Genomic DNA, 13,305 nt, shown 5'->3' with positions numbered 1-13,305 from the left:
GGATGTTGTGGCACAGCAAGGGGACTCATGAAGCCAGAGCCTGCCGTTGCCGCGCGGTCGCAAGTCCTCGTTCGGAGCGCCACCACTTCACAAACTCCGTCAGTCCAAGTTCGAGCGGCACCGTGGCTTGGAAGCCTAGCAGACGTTCCATTTTCCCTGTCGACGCCACGCGGCGCGGTACAGGATTGATCGAGTGCTCGGGCGCGATTTGCGGGAGCACGCCGTCATGGCCCATAACGGAAGCCAAGGCCGAAGCGAGCTGTACCAGGCTTGTTTCGATACCGCTCCCCACGTTGAACACCTCGTCGCTGACCTTTGCCTTCGCAGCAAGGATGGTTGCGCGTGCTGCGTCACGGACATGCACTAAGTCCAAGGTCTGCTGATCGTGCCCAACTATCACCGGCGGCGTTCCAGCCTCCACTTCCTCCATCCAGCGGATCAACATCTCGGCGTATCGACCATGCACGTCCATTCGGCTGCCATACACGTCAAAATATCTCAAAGCGATATAGTCGAGACCATGCATATCGTTGTAGGCGCGGAGCAGGCCTTCATTGCAGACCTTCGCTGTTCCACAGACCGTACGGTTTCCATACGGGCTCTGATGCTCCGTCGTCGGAAATTCCTCCGCCGCGCCGTACACCGAAGCGGAGGACGCGGCGATGAACTTCTCGACGTCATACCTGACGCAAAATTCAAGCAGGTCGAAGGTACCGTTCACCATGACTTCCATGGCAAGACGCGGTTCGACCATGCAATGGGCGCTGCATGGTGCAGCGTGGTGAAAGATGATGTTGGCTCCCTTTACAAGAGCTTCTACCAACTTGGCGTCACGCAAATCGCCGCGGACCAATCGCACGGGTCCTCGATTAAGCGACTTCTTAAGATTCTCCGGTCGGCCGGACGTCATATTGTCGAGCGCGACGATCTCGACGCAGCCTTCGTCGCACAACAAATCTACGATATGCGAACCGATGAATCCGGCACCTCCGGTAACGAGAACGCGTTTGCCCTTGAGATCCATCCTGACCGCTCTCCTGGTTCTAGGCTAATCGGCCATATTGAGGCATTTTGTCCTGAAATGCCCAGTTGCTTCGGAATATTCGCGCCTCTCGTGTCGCGACCTTTCTCACTTCGGAGGCAACAATGCCGGGTCGCTCCGGCAACAGCTCGGGATAAATGGGAAGCCACAGAAACTCACGCGCAAGCCTCTCACTTACAGGCAGATCGCCGACGCGATATCCAAGTTCTACGTAGCTCTGTCGTAAATGGACCGGAACGGGGTAATGAATGCCAACGCCGATCCCCGCGCGGCCCAGCATGGCAAGAGCCTGATCGCGATGCCGAAGCCTAAGGGCGTAGATATGATAGACATGCCGGCTGTGGCTGGGTGGCCGCGGACGCGCGAGTGCCAGATTAGACAATTCCTGATCATACTCCGCGGCGATCGATCGACGTGCCTCGGTCCAGGCTTCGATGTGGTCCATCTTTACGTTCAGTACTGCCGCCTGCACTTCGTCCATTCGGCCATCGTACCTTGCGACAACATGATTGCACTCGTCCTCCTCCGTCCGATCGAGAAGCAAGGACACGCGTCGCGCAAGTTCCGGCTGATCGGTAACAACTGCTCCGGCCTCGCCATGGGCTCCGAGGTTCTTGTCGGGATAGAAGCTGAAGCAGCCGAAATCTCCGATCGAGCCGGCTCGCCTGCTCTTGTACACAGCACCATGCGCCTGCGCAGCGTCCTCGATTACAGAGAGACCATGGCGGCGGGCAATCGACATGATTGGATCCATGTCCGCCATGAGCCCATGCAGATGGGCCGGCAGGATCGCCCTCGTTTTGTTCGTAATCGCCGCCTCGATTAGAGCAGGGTTCATCGTCCAGGTGACTGGATCAACGTCCACAAAGACAGGTGTTGCACCGCAGCTGACAATGGCAGCCGTCGCCGCGACGAGATTCATCGAGACCGTGATCACCTCATTGCCCGGCCCCACTCCAGCGGCCAGCAATGCGAGACGGATTGCCGATGTGCCACTGTTAACGGCGCAGCAGCAAGCGACATTGCAGTAATCCGCGAAGCGCTTCTCGAAAGCGCCCGCTTCACGTCTCCATGTAGACCGTTCGTCTCGAATGGTATGCGCGATCGCAACGTCGATTTGCGATCCGACCGTCCGAGCTTGTGCTTTCAAGTCCAAGAAGGGTATCAAATCGGTTACCATACTCATCGTCGAGGCGAAATCAGTTTAATCGCACTATTCAATTTAAATCAAATCATAAATCGCAAAAAATAAAATAGAAAATAACGAAAACGCCGGCTGCTATTTCCGAGCTGAGCTGTATACCGCGAGCCGGATTAAATAGCCCGAAAGCTTGCCATTGGAAATTGGCCCGTAGGGGCCGCCGTTTGGACAGCGCAAAGTTTGCGACCCCAATCTGCGGCCGGCTCCGAGACGGTCGACTGGTCCTATCGAAGGAAATGCGAGACTTCGTTCAGGTACTTGCCGTAGCCACTTTTCTCCAAAGGCCTAGCCAGCGTGGCGACTTGATCGCGATCGATGAAGCCCTGCCTCAGGGCGATTTCCTCCAGACAGGCAACCTTCATCCCCTGTCGCTTTTCGAGCGTCTGCACGAACATCGCCGCATCGATCAGCGATTCCACCGTGCCTGTATCGAGCCAGGCGAAACCGCGCCCCATTCGCTCAACATGGAGCGCTTTAGCCGAAAGATAGCGCATCTGCAGATCCGTGATCTCGAGTTCGCCGCGTGACGACGGCTCGACGCGTCGTGCGTAGCGCACGACGTTGTTGTCGAAGAAATAGAGACCCGTGATCGCCCAGTTCGAGCTCGGCTGCTTGGGCTTTTCCTCGATTCGCAGCGGACGGTCGGCCTCATCAAATGTAACGACGCCATACCTCTCCGGATCCCGCACGTGGTAGGCGAAAACGGTTGCACCTTCCTCGCGCTCGGCAGCCCTTGCGAGCAAGTCGCTCAGGCCGTCGCCGAAGAAGATATTATCTCCAAGCACCATCGCAACGCGATCGCTCCCGATGAAGTCGGCGCCAACAATGAATGCATCCGCAAGACCGGCGGGTCGGGGCTGTTCCGCGTAACTGAGTCTAATTCCCCATTGACTGCCGTCCCCCAGCAAGCGTTCGAACTGACACCGATCTGAAGGCGTGGTTATGATGAGAATCTCGCGCACGCCTGCCAGCATCAGCGTCGACAATGGATAGTAGATCATCGGCTTGTCATAGATCGGCAGTAGCTGCTTGCTGACCGCTCTCGTGATTGGATACAGTCGAGTTCCGCTGCCGCCAGCCAGCACGATTCCTTTCAGCATCGATTCCACCTTCCGCGAGTTGGTCGAGACAGGTTTCGAGAGAACAAGGCCATAACGGCAATCGAATGCCTAAGACGCGTTCGGCCTTGGATGAATCGAGGCGCGAATTCCGTGGCCGTCGCGCGGCGGTCCGGTACTCCTCGCTCGTGATCGCCTCAAGCTGCGGCACTCGGATTCCGCGATGAGCGAGCAAGGCGAAAATCGCTTGGGCAAACCCATGCCAAGTCGTCTCACCTTGTCCGGCAAGATGAAAGATGCCGGCCATGGCTCTACGATCGTGGGTTAGCAGCCGTCCCGAGAGCTGAAGGATCGCCGACGCAAGATCGAACGCGGATGTTGGATTTCCGCATTGATCCTGAACGACCCTGACGCTCTGTTGCGCTTCACAGAGCCGCAGCATCGTCCGAACAAAGTTGTTGCCATGGGAACTATATAGCCATGAAGTGCGAATTACCGTTGCCAGGGGGTGAGCAGCTAGAACCACCGCTTCGCCAGCCAGTTTCGACGCGCCGTACACATTCAGTGGCGCAGGAACATCGCTTTCCTCGTAAGCATCCAGCTTTGTGCCGTCAAAGACATAGTCGGTTGAGATGTGGATGAACGGTATATTCATTTGCCATGCGACATCGGCCAACGCGGCCGCTGCGTCGCGATTAATGCTGAATGCTCTGGCTACTTCCGATTCTGCTAGGTCCACCGCCGTGTAAGCGGCAGCGTTGATGATCATGGACGGTGCGAGCGGATCGATCGCTCGGCGGAGTTCTCCATGGGCCTCCAGATTGAGTTCACTGCGTCCAAGGGCGACGACGGGCATGCTGTGCAGCGCCGCGAGGTCACGAAGACACCTTGCCAACTGACCGTTGCGACCAACAATCAAAATGGGCTTTTCCGTCATCTGCAGCCTCAATGTTGTGTGGCGAAGAGACCCAAACGCGAGCCGTCATAGACCCCGCTGCGGGCATACTCCCACCAGGCACGGCTCTTGAGATACCATGCGACGGTTTCGGCCAGGCCCTGCTCGAACGTCCTTGTGGGCCGCCAGCCGAGCTCTCGGTGAGCTTTCGACGCGTCAATCGCGTAGCGGACATCGTGTCCGGGACGATCTGGCACAAAAGTAATCATCGATCGTCTCGTTGCCGGACCGGGATGCAGTCTGTCGACGACGTCGCAGATTTGGGTGACCACCTCGAGGTTGGAACGTTCGCTATCGCCGCCGAAATTGTACTTCTCGCCGGGCTTGCCTTCCAACAGAAGCGTGATCAAACCTGCCGCATGATCTTCAACATGCAGCCAGTCGCGGACGTTTCGGCCGTTGCCATACACCGGCAGCGGCTTGCGCTCGATCGCATTGAGAATCGTCAAAGGGATGAGTTTTTCTGGAAATTGAAACGGCCCGTAGTTGTTCGAGCAATTCGACACAATGACCGGTAGGCCATAGGTCTTGAACCAGGCAAGCGCGAGATGATCCGAGGCTGCCTTGCTCGCCGAATAGGGCGAACTCGGCCGGTAAGGCGTTTCTTCCCGGAAGTAGTCAGCGGGTCCGAGTGACCCGTAAACCTCATCTGTCGAGACGTGAACGAAACGAAACCGCTTTCGTCGTGGTACCGAGAGGCCCTCATAATATTTTCTGGCTGCTTCCAATAACGTGTAGGTGCCCACAATGTTCGTGGCAATGAAAGCCGCCGAGCCGGTGATCGAGCGGTCGACGTGACTCTCGGCCGCGAGGTGAATGATCGCGTCAGGCTGGTAGCTGCTGAACACGAAATCCATGGCCTCGCGGTCGCAGATGTCCTGCTGCTCGAACAAATACGACTGTAGCCCCTGGATGGGCGCTAATGAGGCTAAGTTGGCCGCATAAGTCAGCTTGTCGACATTGATCACTGCGGCGCCCCTCTGCAGCAGCAAGCTGCGGCACACCGCAGAGCCGATAAATCCCGCTCCCCCTGTCACCAGAACGCGCATCTGACCGCTCTCCGTCACTCGAAAACGGCCGTAAGCTGGTCCAGCTTGGGCAGGGACCTGTCCTTTGGCGACACTTGGGCGTCGGCTGTTGTCACCGGCCACTCGATCGCCAGTGCCGGATCGGCCCAATAGAGCCCTCCGTCATGGCTTGGAGCGTAGACCTGGTCGACCTTGTAGAACACGACGGTCTCAGGTTGCAGCGTGCAGAAACCGTGCGCAAAGCCTTTCGGGACAAGCAGTTGTTCCCCCGTTTGGCTATCCAGCTTGACAGCTATATGCTTTCCGAAGGTCGCCGACGAACGCCGAAGATCGACGACGACATCGAGAATGGCGCCGCTTAGCACCCGGATGAGCTTCGCCTGGGCGAACGGCGGTCGCTGGAAGTGCAAGCCCCGGACTGTCCCGACCTTATCTGACCTGGATTGATTGTCCTGAACGAAATCGACGAGAATCCCTCTCTCTGCGAACGCCGATCGCCGGAACGTCTCACAGAAGTACCCCCGGGCGTCGGATACTCGATCCGTGTGAATCATCTTAATATCCGGGATCCCTAAAGACCGTACTTCCAGCATAGAAACGTCCTCCGGTACGTGGTGCTCAGTCCTGCCAGAAGGCATCGAGCCGGACTCGCAGCGCCTCGCCATGCCAGCAGAAACGCGGCCCATTCAAGCGTTCGACCGTCGTGGAATAATAGGGGAGACCCGACAAGCTTTTCACCATCACCATGGTCCCGCCGAGCTATCCTTTAACCACCAGAATTCATATCTCATTTAATTTCAATCACGGACTACCGCCCGAACAACCGCGGCGTGCAAATCGTGAAGAAATGCTCTCCCGTAACAATCGCCCAATTAATACTCGAATAACATTTAATTTGGCAATCATATTTTTTGCGGTATATTCAATTAATAAATCATATACTCGACGCTCGCATGCGGGCGACCAATCCGACATGCTCCCGACCCAGACAGGTACCCGATGCTCCAGAGCAATCTTCTACAGACCGACAGAACGCGCTTGCCTCTGGGTGAGCAGGCCCAGTCGAGCCAAATCAGCGGCGGGGGAATCGGCGATCTCGTCAAGTTCGCGGTCGGCTTTGTAAGACGTCGATATCTTATGATCGTGGTCACCGCGGCTCTCGCACTCGCTGCCGCGATGTTCTACCTGCGGTTCGCTCCTCCCACCTACACGGCGCAAGTACAAATCCTACTGTCCAATCCTCGAGCTCAATTCGTTCAGCAACAGTCGCTTGTTCCGGAGCCCGTCGTCGACGCGGCCCAGATCGAAACGCAACTACAGATGATAAGGTCGCGGGGAATTGCAGCGGCGGTCATAACACAGCTGGAACTCGCCAACGATCCAGACCTTACCGGTTCACGGTGGTCCTTTAGCTCGCTACTGCATCGCATTCGAAACCCCGGCCAGCAGCCGGCGCACGCTTCGAAGGCTGATACGCCCAACGAGGGCGCGATCGACGCGCTGTTGGACAGGCTCTCAGCGTACAGGATCGGATTTAGCAAGATCATCGAGGTCAGCTACAGTTCGAGCAACGCGGAACGCGCGGCGGAGATCGCTAACGCCGTGGCTAATGCGTACATCAACGACCAGATGAATGCGAAATTCGAGGCCACGCGAACGGCAGCCAGTTGGTTGCAGGAACGCCTCCATAACCTCAATGAGCAAGCACTGACGGCCGAACGCGCCGTGAGCGCATATAAGTCCCAGAACAACATCGTCTCGACCGGCGGAAAATCGATTGACGAACAGCCCGTCAACGATCTCAACGCCCGATTGGTCGCCGCCCGAACCCAGACCTCCGATGCACAGGTCAAGTTCAACCGCTACGAAGCGGCCCTGCGCGCCAATGCAGCTGGCTCATCCTCCATCAGCACTCCTGACGCGGCGAGCGCCGATATCCTCCAGAGTGCGATTATCAATACGCTTCGCCAGCAATATCTCGAGTTGTCACGTCGCGAAGCCGATTGGTCAGCCCGGTTCGGCCGCGACCATTTGGCGGTTGTCAACCTGCGGACCCGGATACGTGACATTCGCACATCGATCCTCGAGGAGGTCAAGAGGCTCGCCGAAACCAGCAGAAACGAATTGGAAGCCGCTCAGCAGCGCCAGCAGGAACTCGAGAAGCAACTTGCTCGAGCCGTCTCGCAATCGCGCCTGACGAACTCCGCAGAACTAACCATACGCGAGCTGGAGAGCCGAGCGAAAAGTCTGCGCGCCATGCATGAGGCGTTTCTGCAGCACTCCATGGGGGCGACTCAGCAGGAAACATTTCCGATTTCGGAAACACGGGTGATCTTTCCCGCCTCCCCGCCAGAGCGCAAGAGCAAGCCGAAGGCAAAGTTGGTGTTGGGCTTCGGCCTAGCCGCTGGACTCGCACTCGGGATCGGCTTGGCGCTTCTGAGAGATGTCGTGGACAGAGTTTTTCGTACCTCTTCACAGATAGAGGCCGCACTGGAGCTACCGTGCTTGTCGCTGGTCCCCTTGCTGTCGTCTCCGAAGGCGCAGAAGTCGACCGTCCGATCCCAGCAACTGGATGAAGATCTGCGATCACGCACGATGTCAAACGTGCCGACGCTTCACCGGGCCGTTATCGGGATGCCGCTCTCGCGCTTCACGGAAGCCATCCGTTCGATCAAGCTTGCTATAGACCACACCCCCGCGAAGGCCTCCAACCAGGTGATCGGAATCACGTCGGCTCTGCCAAATGAGGGCAAGACGACGATTGCAGCCTCTCTGGCTCACCTCATCGCACATAGCGGCAAGCGGGCCATTGTAGTCGATTGCGACCTCAGAAACCCCTCACTTTCTGCTGCTATGGCTCCAAACGCCTCTTTCGGCTTACTCGAGGTCGTAAACGGCAAGCGTTCCCTCGAAGAAGCGCTCTGGCACGATCCCAGAACCAATCTCGCATTCTTGCCCGCCGTCCGCCGTGGGCCCCTGCTTCACACGAGCGAGATCCTTTCTGCCGAAAACATAAGCAAGCTATTCGATCGTTTGCGGCAGACCTATGACTACGTCATTGTGGACTTCCCTCCACTCTCGCCTCTGGTGGATGTGCGCGTCACCGCGCCGTTGATCGACTGCTACGTTCTCGTTGTCGAATGGGGGCGGACGAAAATCGATGTGGTTCAGCATGCCCTGCATACTGCGCCGACCATCTGCGATTCCTTGATCGGCGTGGTCCTTAACAAGACTGATATAAGGGCAATGGCACGGTACGACGCTCACCGAAGTGATTACTACGATGACAGCCACTACATTAGATATGGCTTGTCTGACTCTTAGGACGATTTTCTCTGACATACGTCGGACCTAACGATGGAGCCAGCGCCTTCTGCAATATGCTCTCCGATTTAAGCGGGTCAGAGTCAGAGATGGTGTAAAATGGTTGTCCAGTCTACAATGCTCGCTGTGCCTGCGGCCATTTCTGCAGCTTTTGCTGTGGCCGAGAACCTAAGGGCTTCAGGTGTGCTATCGGGCATTCTTGCGGCCGCTATACTGACCGTCGGCCTCTTCTCCACCTCGTCGACCCTCGCCTGCTTCGCGAAGCTTCTGCGGCCCCTGTTCATTCTGGCTCTCGCCGCACCCGTGCTTTGGATCGTCTTGCAGTTGATTCCGATCCCGCTCCACGGCCTCGGAAATCAGATCTGGGCGACAGCGTCGGCAGCCCTGGACCAACCTCTCGCAGAGAGGTTCTCGGTTGATGTACGCGAGACGATACTGGCGCTTTCACATTACAACCTTGTCATCGCTGCGGCCCTCGTCACCGCACTCGTTACTCTGGACAAACATCGGGCGGCGCAGGTCCTCTATATCCTTGTATCGATCACCGCCGTCAGCTCCATATTTTCGGTATGGAGAAACAACAACCTGAGTGGCTCCTGGCCCGCCGAACAAGTTTGGACCGGCTCGACCGTGGCGGCACTTGGTGTCCTTCTCTCCACTGCAATGGCTATCCGTGCGGTCGACCGGCTGCGGCGACCTAGACGGTCCCCTCGCTCGCCGACAGGACCGCTCGCCATTCTTAGCTGCGCAATTCTATCATTGATCGTCTCCGTTGCAGCGATCGCGCTTTGTAGCGGTTCGACCGCGCTGATTGCCGCTCTGCTCGGAGCGACAACCATCCTCACGGTGGTCGCTATTCGCAAATGGTTCTTTGGCCTGTGGGGCAGAGCTGGTGTTCTCGCGACTGCCGCCATGTTGTTCGTCGCCGGCTTCACCTTCGTTCCGGTTAATCGGAATGCTGACCTGACGATTGCCTTGTCGACGCAAACTCGGGCAGCGACTGAGCGGATGCTACAGGACACTCACCCGATTGGAACCGGTGCGGGTACGTTTGTTGCGCTTCTGCCGATTTATGGGGACGTTGGCATGCTCGCAATGCGCGAACGGCCGACCGCTGCCGCCGCGGTCGCGGTCGAGATGGGACGTACGTTCCTCTGCGGCCTGTTGATAGCCGCCGTCATCAGCGCCTGCATCTTGTTCGGGCGCGCCCTGTCTCGCAATCATGCTTACTTATACCCGGCGGTCGGCGCAGGCGCTTCCGTATCGTTGACAATACTGGCCTTTGCCGAAAATAGCCTTTTCGATTTATGGGCATCACTATTGGTGGCGGCAGTCTACGGCCTGGCTTTTGCTCAGAGCCTGTCCGATACAGCCCGCGACGTGGAGTCCATCGAGTTGCGGCAGCTTACGCAGGAAGCCAGCGACCGAACCACGGCAGCGCGACGAATTCCTTCAATCACCTTCGCTTCCCCATGGCCTGTGACGCGCATTGCTCTGACAGTGATCGGATTGCTGTTAGGTGCGCAAGCGGCTTGGATGGTCTCGCAAAGCTGGCCTTTTGGAGATCGCCTCTCAGCTGCAGCGGTTGCCGGTTCGAACGAAGCCTGGGCCGCAGCGCTCCAATCCACGCGCGAGAATGCCGCGGCGACCTCAGGCTTCACTGCAACTGTGCGCCTTAAGTCTGACAAGGCTACGGACCCGCAGAACACCGGGCGGTCCGCGGACTTGAATGCTTTTTCTTCAGTGCTGGAATACTCACCCCTTCGAGGCGACGTTTGGCTCATGCTTGCGGCGCTTTCAAAGCAGCACGCGGCGACTTATGATACGACAAGCTTACTTAAGATGTCCTACTATACTGCACCAAACGCGCTGGATCTTATTCCACTACGGCTATCCGTCGCTCTCGGCACTGATGCTGCGATCAAGGAGCCCGAGCTTCGGGATCTTATCCGACGCGACCTTAAAGTTGCCATTACCGGCCGGACCGCACTCCGGCCAGCCATCGCCACCGCATACCAGTCGGCATCAGCGGACGGCAGGGCGTTTGCCGAGAGCTCGATTTCGGAGCTCGACCCAGGTTACGTTCAGAAGTTGCGCTCGCGAGGCCCATAACCGTTTTTCAGCAGTATGCCCGATCGCACCCAGATCAGTCCCTGATTGATATCGCGACGCGTTTGACGGGCTCCAATTAAATTTATCGAATCTGCGACGAATTCAGGTTGATTAATATATTTAAATTTATAGTATATTAATTATTAACCGCCTGCGTTCCTTGTTGATTAGCCATGAATTTTATCAACCGGCATATCGGCGACCATGAGAGCGATCTAACTCTCGTCAGCTCACAATCGTCCATTGCTGATGAAGGCAAATGGCCCGTCCGGTACGACTCTGTCGAATTTGTAGCGATCTGCGCCGATATCGCGACCATTTTATTCGCCGGCTTCCTTTCCGTGCTTCTTTCGCCCGGCAGCCCGGCACCAGCCGGCCTAGCCCAGGCATGCGCCTACGCGGCAGCAGCATCAGTATCTTTTGTCTACATTCTGAAAGGCAGGGGACTGTATCGGCCAACCGAGCTCCTCGTACTCCGAAGCCAAGTTCGCGCCATTTGCCTCACGTGGATCTTGTTGCACGTCCTGGCCGCCGCTGTGGAGATGCTCGATGACAATCCCCAGTTCTTCCGAGGTGCCGGCCTCCTGTTTGCGGCACTTGGACTGGCATCTTTGATTGCGCAACGGTGCGTTGCCAGGATACTGCTGATAAAATGCTTCAGTGGCAGGAGGTTCGCTCGGACGAATCTCGTCCTGATCACCGATCAGCCGCCCTCGGCTCATGCCGGCCTGTCGGAGACGCTCGCGCTCCTCGGCTATCGCGTTAAGGGCCGCTTTGGTTTGCCCGCGATGGGCTCGGACCCTGGTTCCAGAAAACGGCTCAGCTCCCGCGTGATCGAACATATTCGTAATTCCGAGGTCGATAAAATCGTGCTGGAGGCCAATCCCGAACGATGGGCCGACCTTCGTGCTTTTATCTCCGACCTGAGGGTGCTGCCTTTCCCTATCGTGTTCGTCCCGGTTGGTGCTGCATCCGAACTGCTTCGACATCCGACGAGGAGCTTGGGAAGTGCCGCTTGCGTAGAGATCCAGCCCGGCCCCCTCACCGCAATCGAGCGCGCAAGCAAGCGAATAGTTGATATTATCGGTGCGGGACTCGCGTTGACAGTCTTTGCACCATTGCTCGCGATAGCTGCGGTCGCGATCAGACTAGATTCTCCCGGTCCGATCCTCTTCAAGCAACAAAGATGCGGCTTCAATGGCCGAATATTTTCTATCCGAAAGTTTCGGACGATGCATGTGCTTGAGAATGGACCCGTCGTCGTTCAGGCAACGCCTCTTGACCCGCGCATCACCAGGGTCGGCAGATGGCTGCGGCGAACGAGCTTCGACGAGCTGCCGCAGCTGTTGAATGTTCTCGACGGCAGCATGTCACTGGTAGGCCCACGCCCCCATGCCGTGGCCCACGACGGACAGTTCGACAAGCTCGTCCGGAAGTATGCCTTCCGGCGCCGAGTGAGACCCGGATTGACCGGATGGGCTCAAATCCATGGCTGCCGTGGACCAACGCCTACAGCGACCATGGTTGAGAGACGTGTGGAGTACGATCTTTGGTACGTCGACAATTGGAGTCTTCGGCTTGATCTTGAGATCCTGCTTCGGACTCCTCTTGAGGTATTGCGGGGCCGCAATGCCTGTTGAGTTGCATCACTTATGGCGGCCCGCCGGCAATCACTTTTCAGCCGCGCGAGACTGGATGCTGCGATCGGATCAAATCACGCCCGCTGTCGGACCCTCGAATTTGTTTCGCCCAAGCGGAACTCCTCGATTTTGCGGCCCGACTTAATAGCTGCAACCAGCCATCGTGGCCGCTTCCCCCGACCCGACCAGGTTTCGGACGTCTGAGGATTGCGGTATTTCGGGAGCACTCGCGGATATTTGCGTCTGGGCTTTCCGGTCGACGAAATTTCGGGTCCCGCCGAGGAATTGGCAAAAGTGCCCATACCGCCCCCGAGCACCGCCAGCCGCTTCTCTAGTTCCTGCTTTTCAGCCTTAATCCGGGCTGATAAAATCCCGCTAATTTCCTCATGAAGCGACCAAAGATCGTCGAGGGACATTGCTTCTAGTTCAAGCTTCTTAGTCGTCATGCGAGCATCCTGTAGTTGCGCCCATTTGATACCGCCCCGGTTGATTAATCAAGTCCGAGTGTCAGTTTTCCAAAAAAAATGTATGGAACCGAACCGAAATGCGTGCCCCACTTAACTAAGTAACCGGCGCTAATCAAGACGGAAAAATAAACTATCCGCACAATTTAATCGCGGGGAAGGGACATAGCGTCGCCATACGTGGAGCCGCGTCCGCAGGCAAGGGACGATTCTAAGAATGAAGGAATGAATTAGACGGGCCGCAAGGGTAATCTGCCACGCCGCAATCTCAGCGAATGTGCGCGGCGGGCGAGGCGGCTTTTCCCCCTTCTGGGAAAACTTCTTATGATGCGCCCTTCCGTCAGCTGCAGCTGGAAGCGAATGGCCTCGATGTCGCTAAGCGCGCGCCGTCGAAGTTCAATTTGCTCCTTCAAAGCCCGGACGTCCGTCAATGCAGCCGAGGGAGCGATAAACCGGCTGATCGAACTCTCGAGGCGTCTGA

Annotated in this window: 10 protein-coding genes; 3 read left to right on the top strand and 7 right to left on the bottom strand. The window is 57.2% G+C overall.

The features are described from left to right. Positions 1-25: 25 nt before the first annotated feature. The 6 genes from CWO91_RS02555 to rfbC form a co-directional block, all read right to left on the bottom strand. Positions 26-1,024: an NAD-dependent epimerase/dehydratase family protein gene (locus CWO91_RS02555; protein ID WP_130212106.1), complete on the bottom strand. Its 999-nt coding sequence runs from the start codon at positions 1,022-1,024 to the stop codon at positions 26-28. Positions 1,025-1,043: 19 nt separating this feature from the next. Continuing rightward, the gene (locus tag CWO91_RS02550) at positions 1,044-2,210 is read right to left on the bottom strand and encodes a DegT/DnrJ/EryC1/StrS family aminotransferase (RefSeq protein ID WP_130212151.1); all 1,167 of its coding nucleotides are present in this window, start codon (positions 2,208-2,210) and stop codon (positions 1,044-1,046) included. Between the two features lie 257 nt (positions 2,211-2,467). Continuing rightward, positions 2,468-3,343, bottom strand: coding sequence for a glucose-1-phosphate thymidylyltransferase RfbA (rfbA, locus tag CWO91_RS02545; RefSeq protein WP_130212105.1), 876 nt, complete (start codon positions 3,341-3,343; stop codon positions 2,468-2,470). Next, on the bottom strand, positions 3,252-4,238 hold the full coding sequence (rfbD, locus tag CWO91_RS02540; RefSeq protein WP_130212104.1) for a dTDP-4-dehydrorhamnose reductase: 987 nt from the start codon (positions 4,236-4,238) through the stop codon (positions 3,252-3,254). Before rfbD ends, rfbA begins: the two co-directional genes overlap by 92 nt. Positions 4,239-4,246: 8 nt before the next feature. Beyond that, on the bottom strand, positions 4,247-5,305 hold the full coding sequence (rfbB, locus tag CWO91_RS02535) for a dTDP-glucose 4,6-dehydratase (RefSeq protein WP_130212103.1): 1,059 nt from the start codon (positions 5,303-5,305) through the stop codon (positions 4,247-4,249). A 14-nt stretch (positions 5,306-5,319) separates the two neighbouring features. After that, the gene (rfbC, locus tag CWO91_RS02530; RefSeq protein ID WP_130212102.1) at positions 5,320-5,877 is read right to left on the bottom strand and encodes a dTDP-4-dehydrorhamnose 3,5-epimerase; all 558 of its coding nucleotides are present in this window, start codon (positions 5,875-5,877) and stop codon (positions 5,320-5,322) included. A gap of 406 nt (positions 5,878-6,283) precedes the next feature. On the opposite strand from rfbC, the gene CWO91_RS02525 reads away from it, so the two are divergent. The 3 genes from CWO91_RS02525 to CWO91_RS02515 all read left to right on the top strand — a co-directional run bounded on the left by CWO91_RS02525 (position 6,284) and on the right by CWO91_RS02515 (position 12,360). Next, a complete protein-coding gene (locus tag CWO91_RS02525; protein ID WP_130212101.1) occupies positions 6,284-8,608 on the top strand; it encodes a polysaccharide biosynthesis tyrosine autokinase in 2,325 nt (774 codons plus the stop codon). Positions 8,609-8,725: 117 nt separating this feature from the next. Further along, positions 8,726-10,720 (top strand): hypothetical protein, encoded by a 1,995-nt coding sequence (locus CWO91_RS02520; RefSeq protein WP_245471095.1) that lies wholly within the window; start codon positions 8,726-8,728, stop codon positions 10,718-10,720. 173 nt (positions 10,721-10,893) lie between these two features. After that, positions 10,894-12,360 (top strand): exopolysaccharide biosynthesis polyprenyl glycosylphosphotransferase, encoded by a 1,467-nt coding sequence (locus tag CWO91_RS02515; protein ID WP_130212100.1) that lies wholly within the window; start codon positions 10,894-10,896, stop codon positions 12,358-12,360. Between the two features lie 74 nt (positions 12,361-12,434). Here CWO91_RS02515 and CWO91_RS02510 read toward each other — a convergent pair whose 3' ends face one another. Further along, the gene (locus CWO91_RS02510; RefSeq protein ID WP_130212099.1) at positions 12,435-12,806 is read right to left on the bottom strand and encodes an H-NS family nucleoid-associated regulatory protein; all 372 of its coding nucleotides are present in this window, start codon (positions 12,804-12,806) and stop codon (positions 12,435-12,437) included. Positions 12,807-13,305: the final 499 nt, after the last annotated feature.

Origin of the sequence: Bradyrhizobium genosp. SA-3, assembly GCF_004212635.1 — a bacterium.
GTDB lineage: Bacteria > Pseudomonadota > Alphaproteobacteria > Rhizobiales > Xanthobacteraceae > Bradyrhizobium.
Note: the sequence above shows the minus strand (reverse complement) of the source record. Positions and strands in the feature narration are given on the sequence as shown.

What these genes read in the sequence shown, in the direction of transcription:
- rfbA (WP_130212105.1), bottom strand. Translation starts at nt 3,343, where the DNA reads ATGCTGAAAGGAATCGTGCTGGCTGGCGGCAGCGGAACTCGACTGTAT.
- rfbC (WP_130212102.1), bottom strand. Translation starts at nt 5,877, where the DNA reads ATGCTGGAAGTACGGTCTTTAGGGATCCCGGATATTAAGATGATTCAC.
- CWO91_RS02555 (WP_130212106.1), bottom strand. Translation starts at nt 1,024, where the DNA reads ATGGATCTCAAGGGCAAACGCGTTCTCGTTACCGGAGGTGCCGGATTC.
- CWO91_RS02525 (WP_130212101.1), top strand. Translation starts at nt 6,284, where the DNA reads ATGCTCCAGAGCAATCTTCTACAGACCGACAGAACGCGCTTGCCTCTG.
- CWO91_RS02510 (WP_130212099.1), bottom strand. Translation starts at nt 12,806, where the DNA reads ATGACGACTAAGAAGCTTGAACTAGAAGCAATGTCCCTCGACGATCTT.
- rfbB (WP_130212103.1), bottom strand. Translation starts at nt 5,305, where the DNA reads ATGCGCGTTCTGGTGACAGGGGGAGCGGGATTTATCGGCTCTGCGGTG.
- rfbD (WP_130212104.1), bottom strand. Translation starts at nt 4,238, where the DNA reads ATGACGGAAAAGCCCATTTTGATTGTTGGTCGCAACGGTCAGTTGGCA.
- CWO91_RS02520 (WP_245471095.1), top strand. Translation starts at nt 8,726, where the DNA reads ATGCTCGCTGTGCCTGCGGCCATTTCTGCAGCTTTTGCTGTGGCCGAG.
- CWO91_RS02515 (WP_130212100.1), top strand. Translation starts at nt 10,894, where the DNA reads ATGAATTTTATCAACCGGCATATCGGCGACCATGAGAGCGATCTAACT.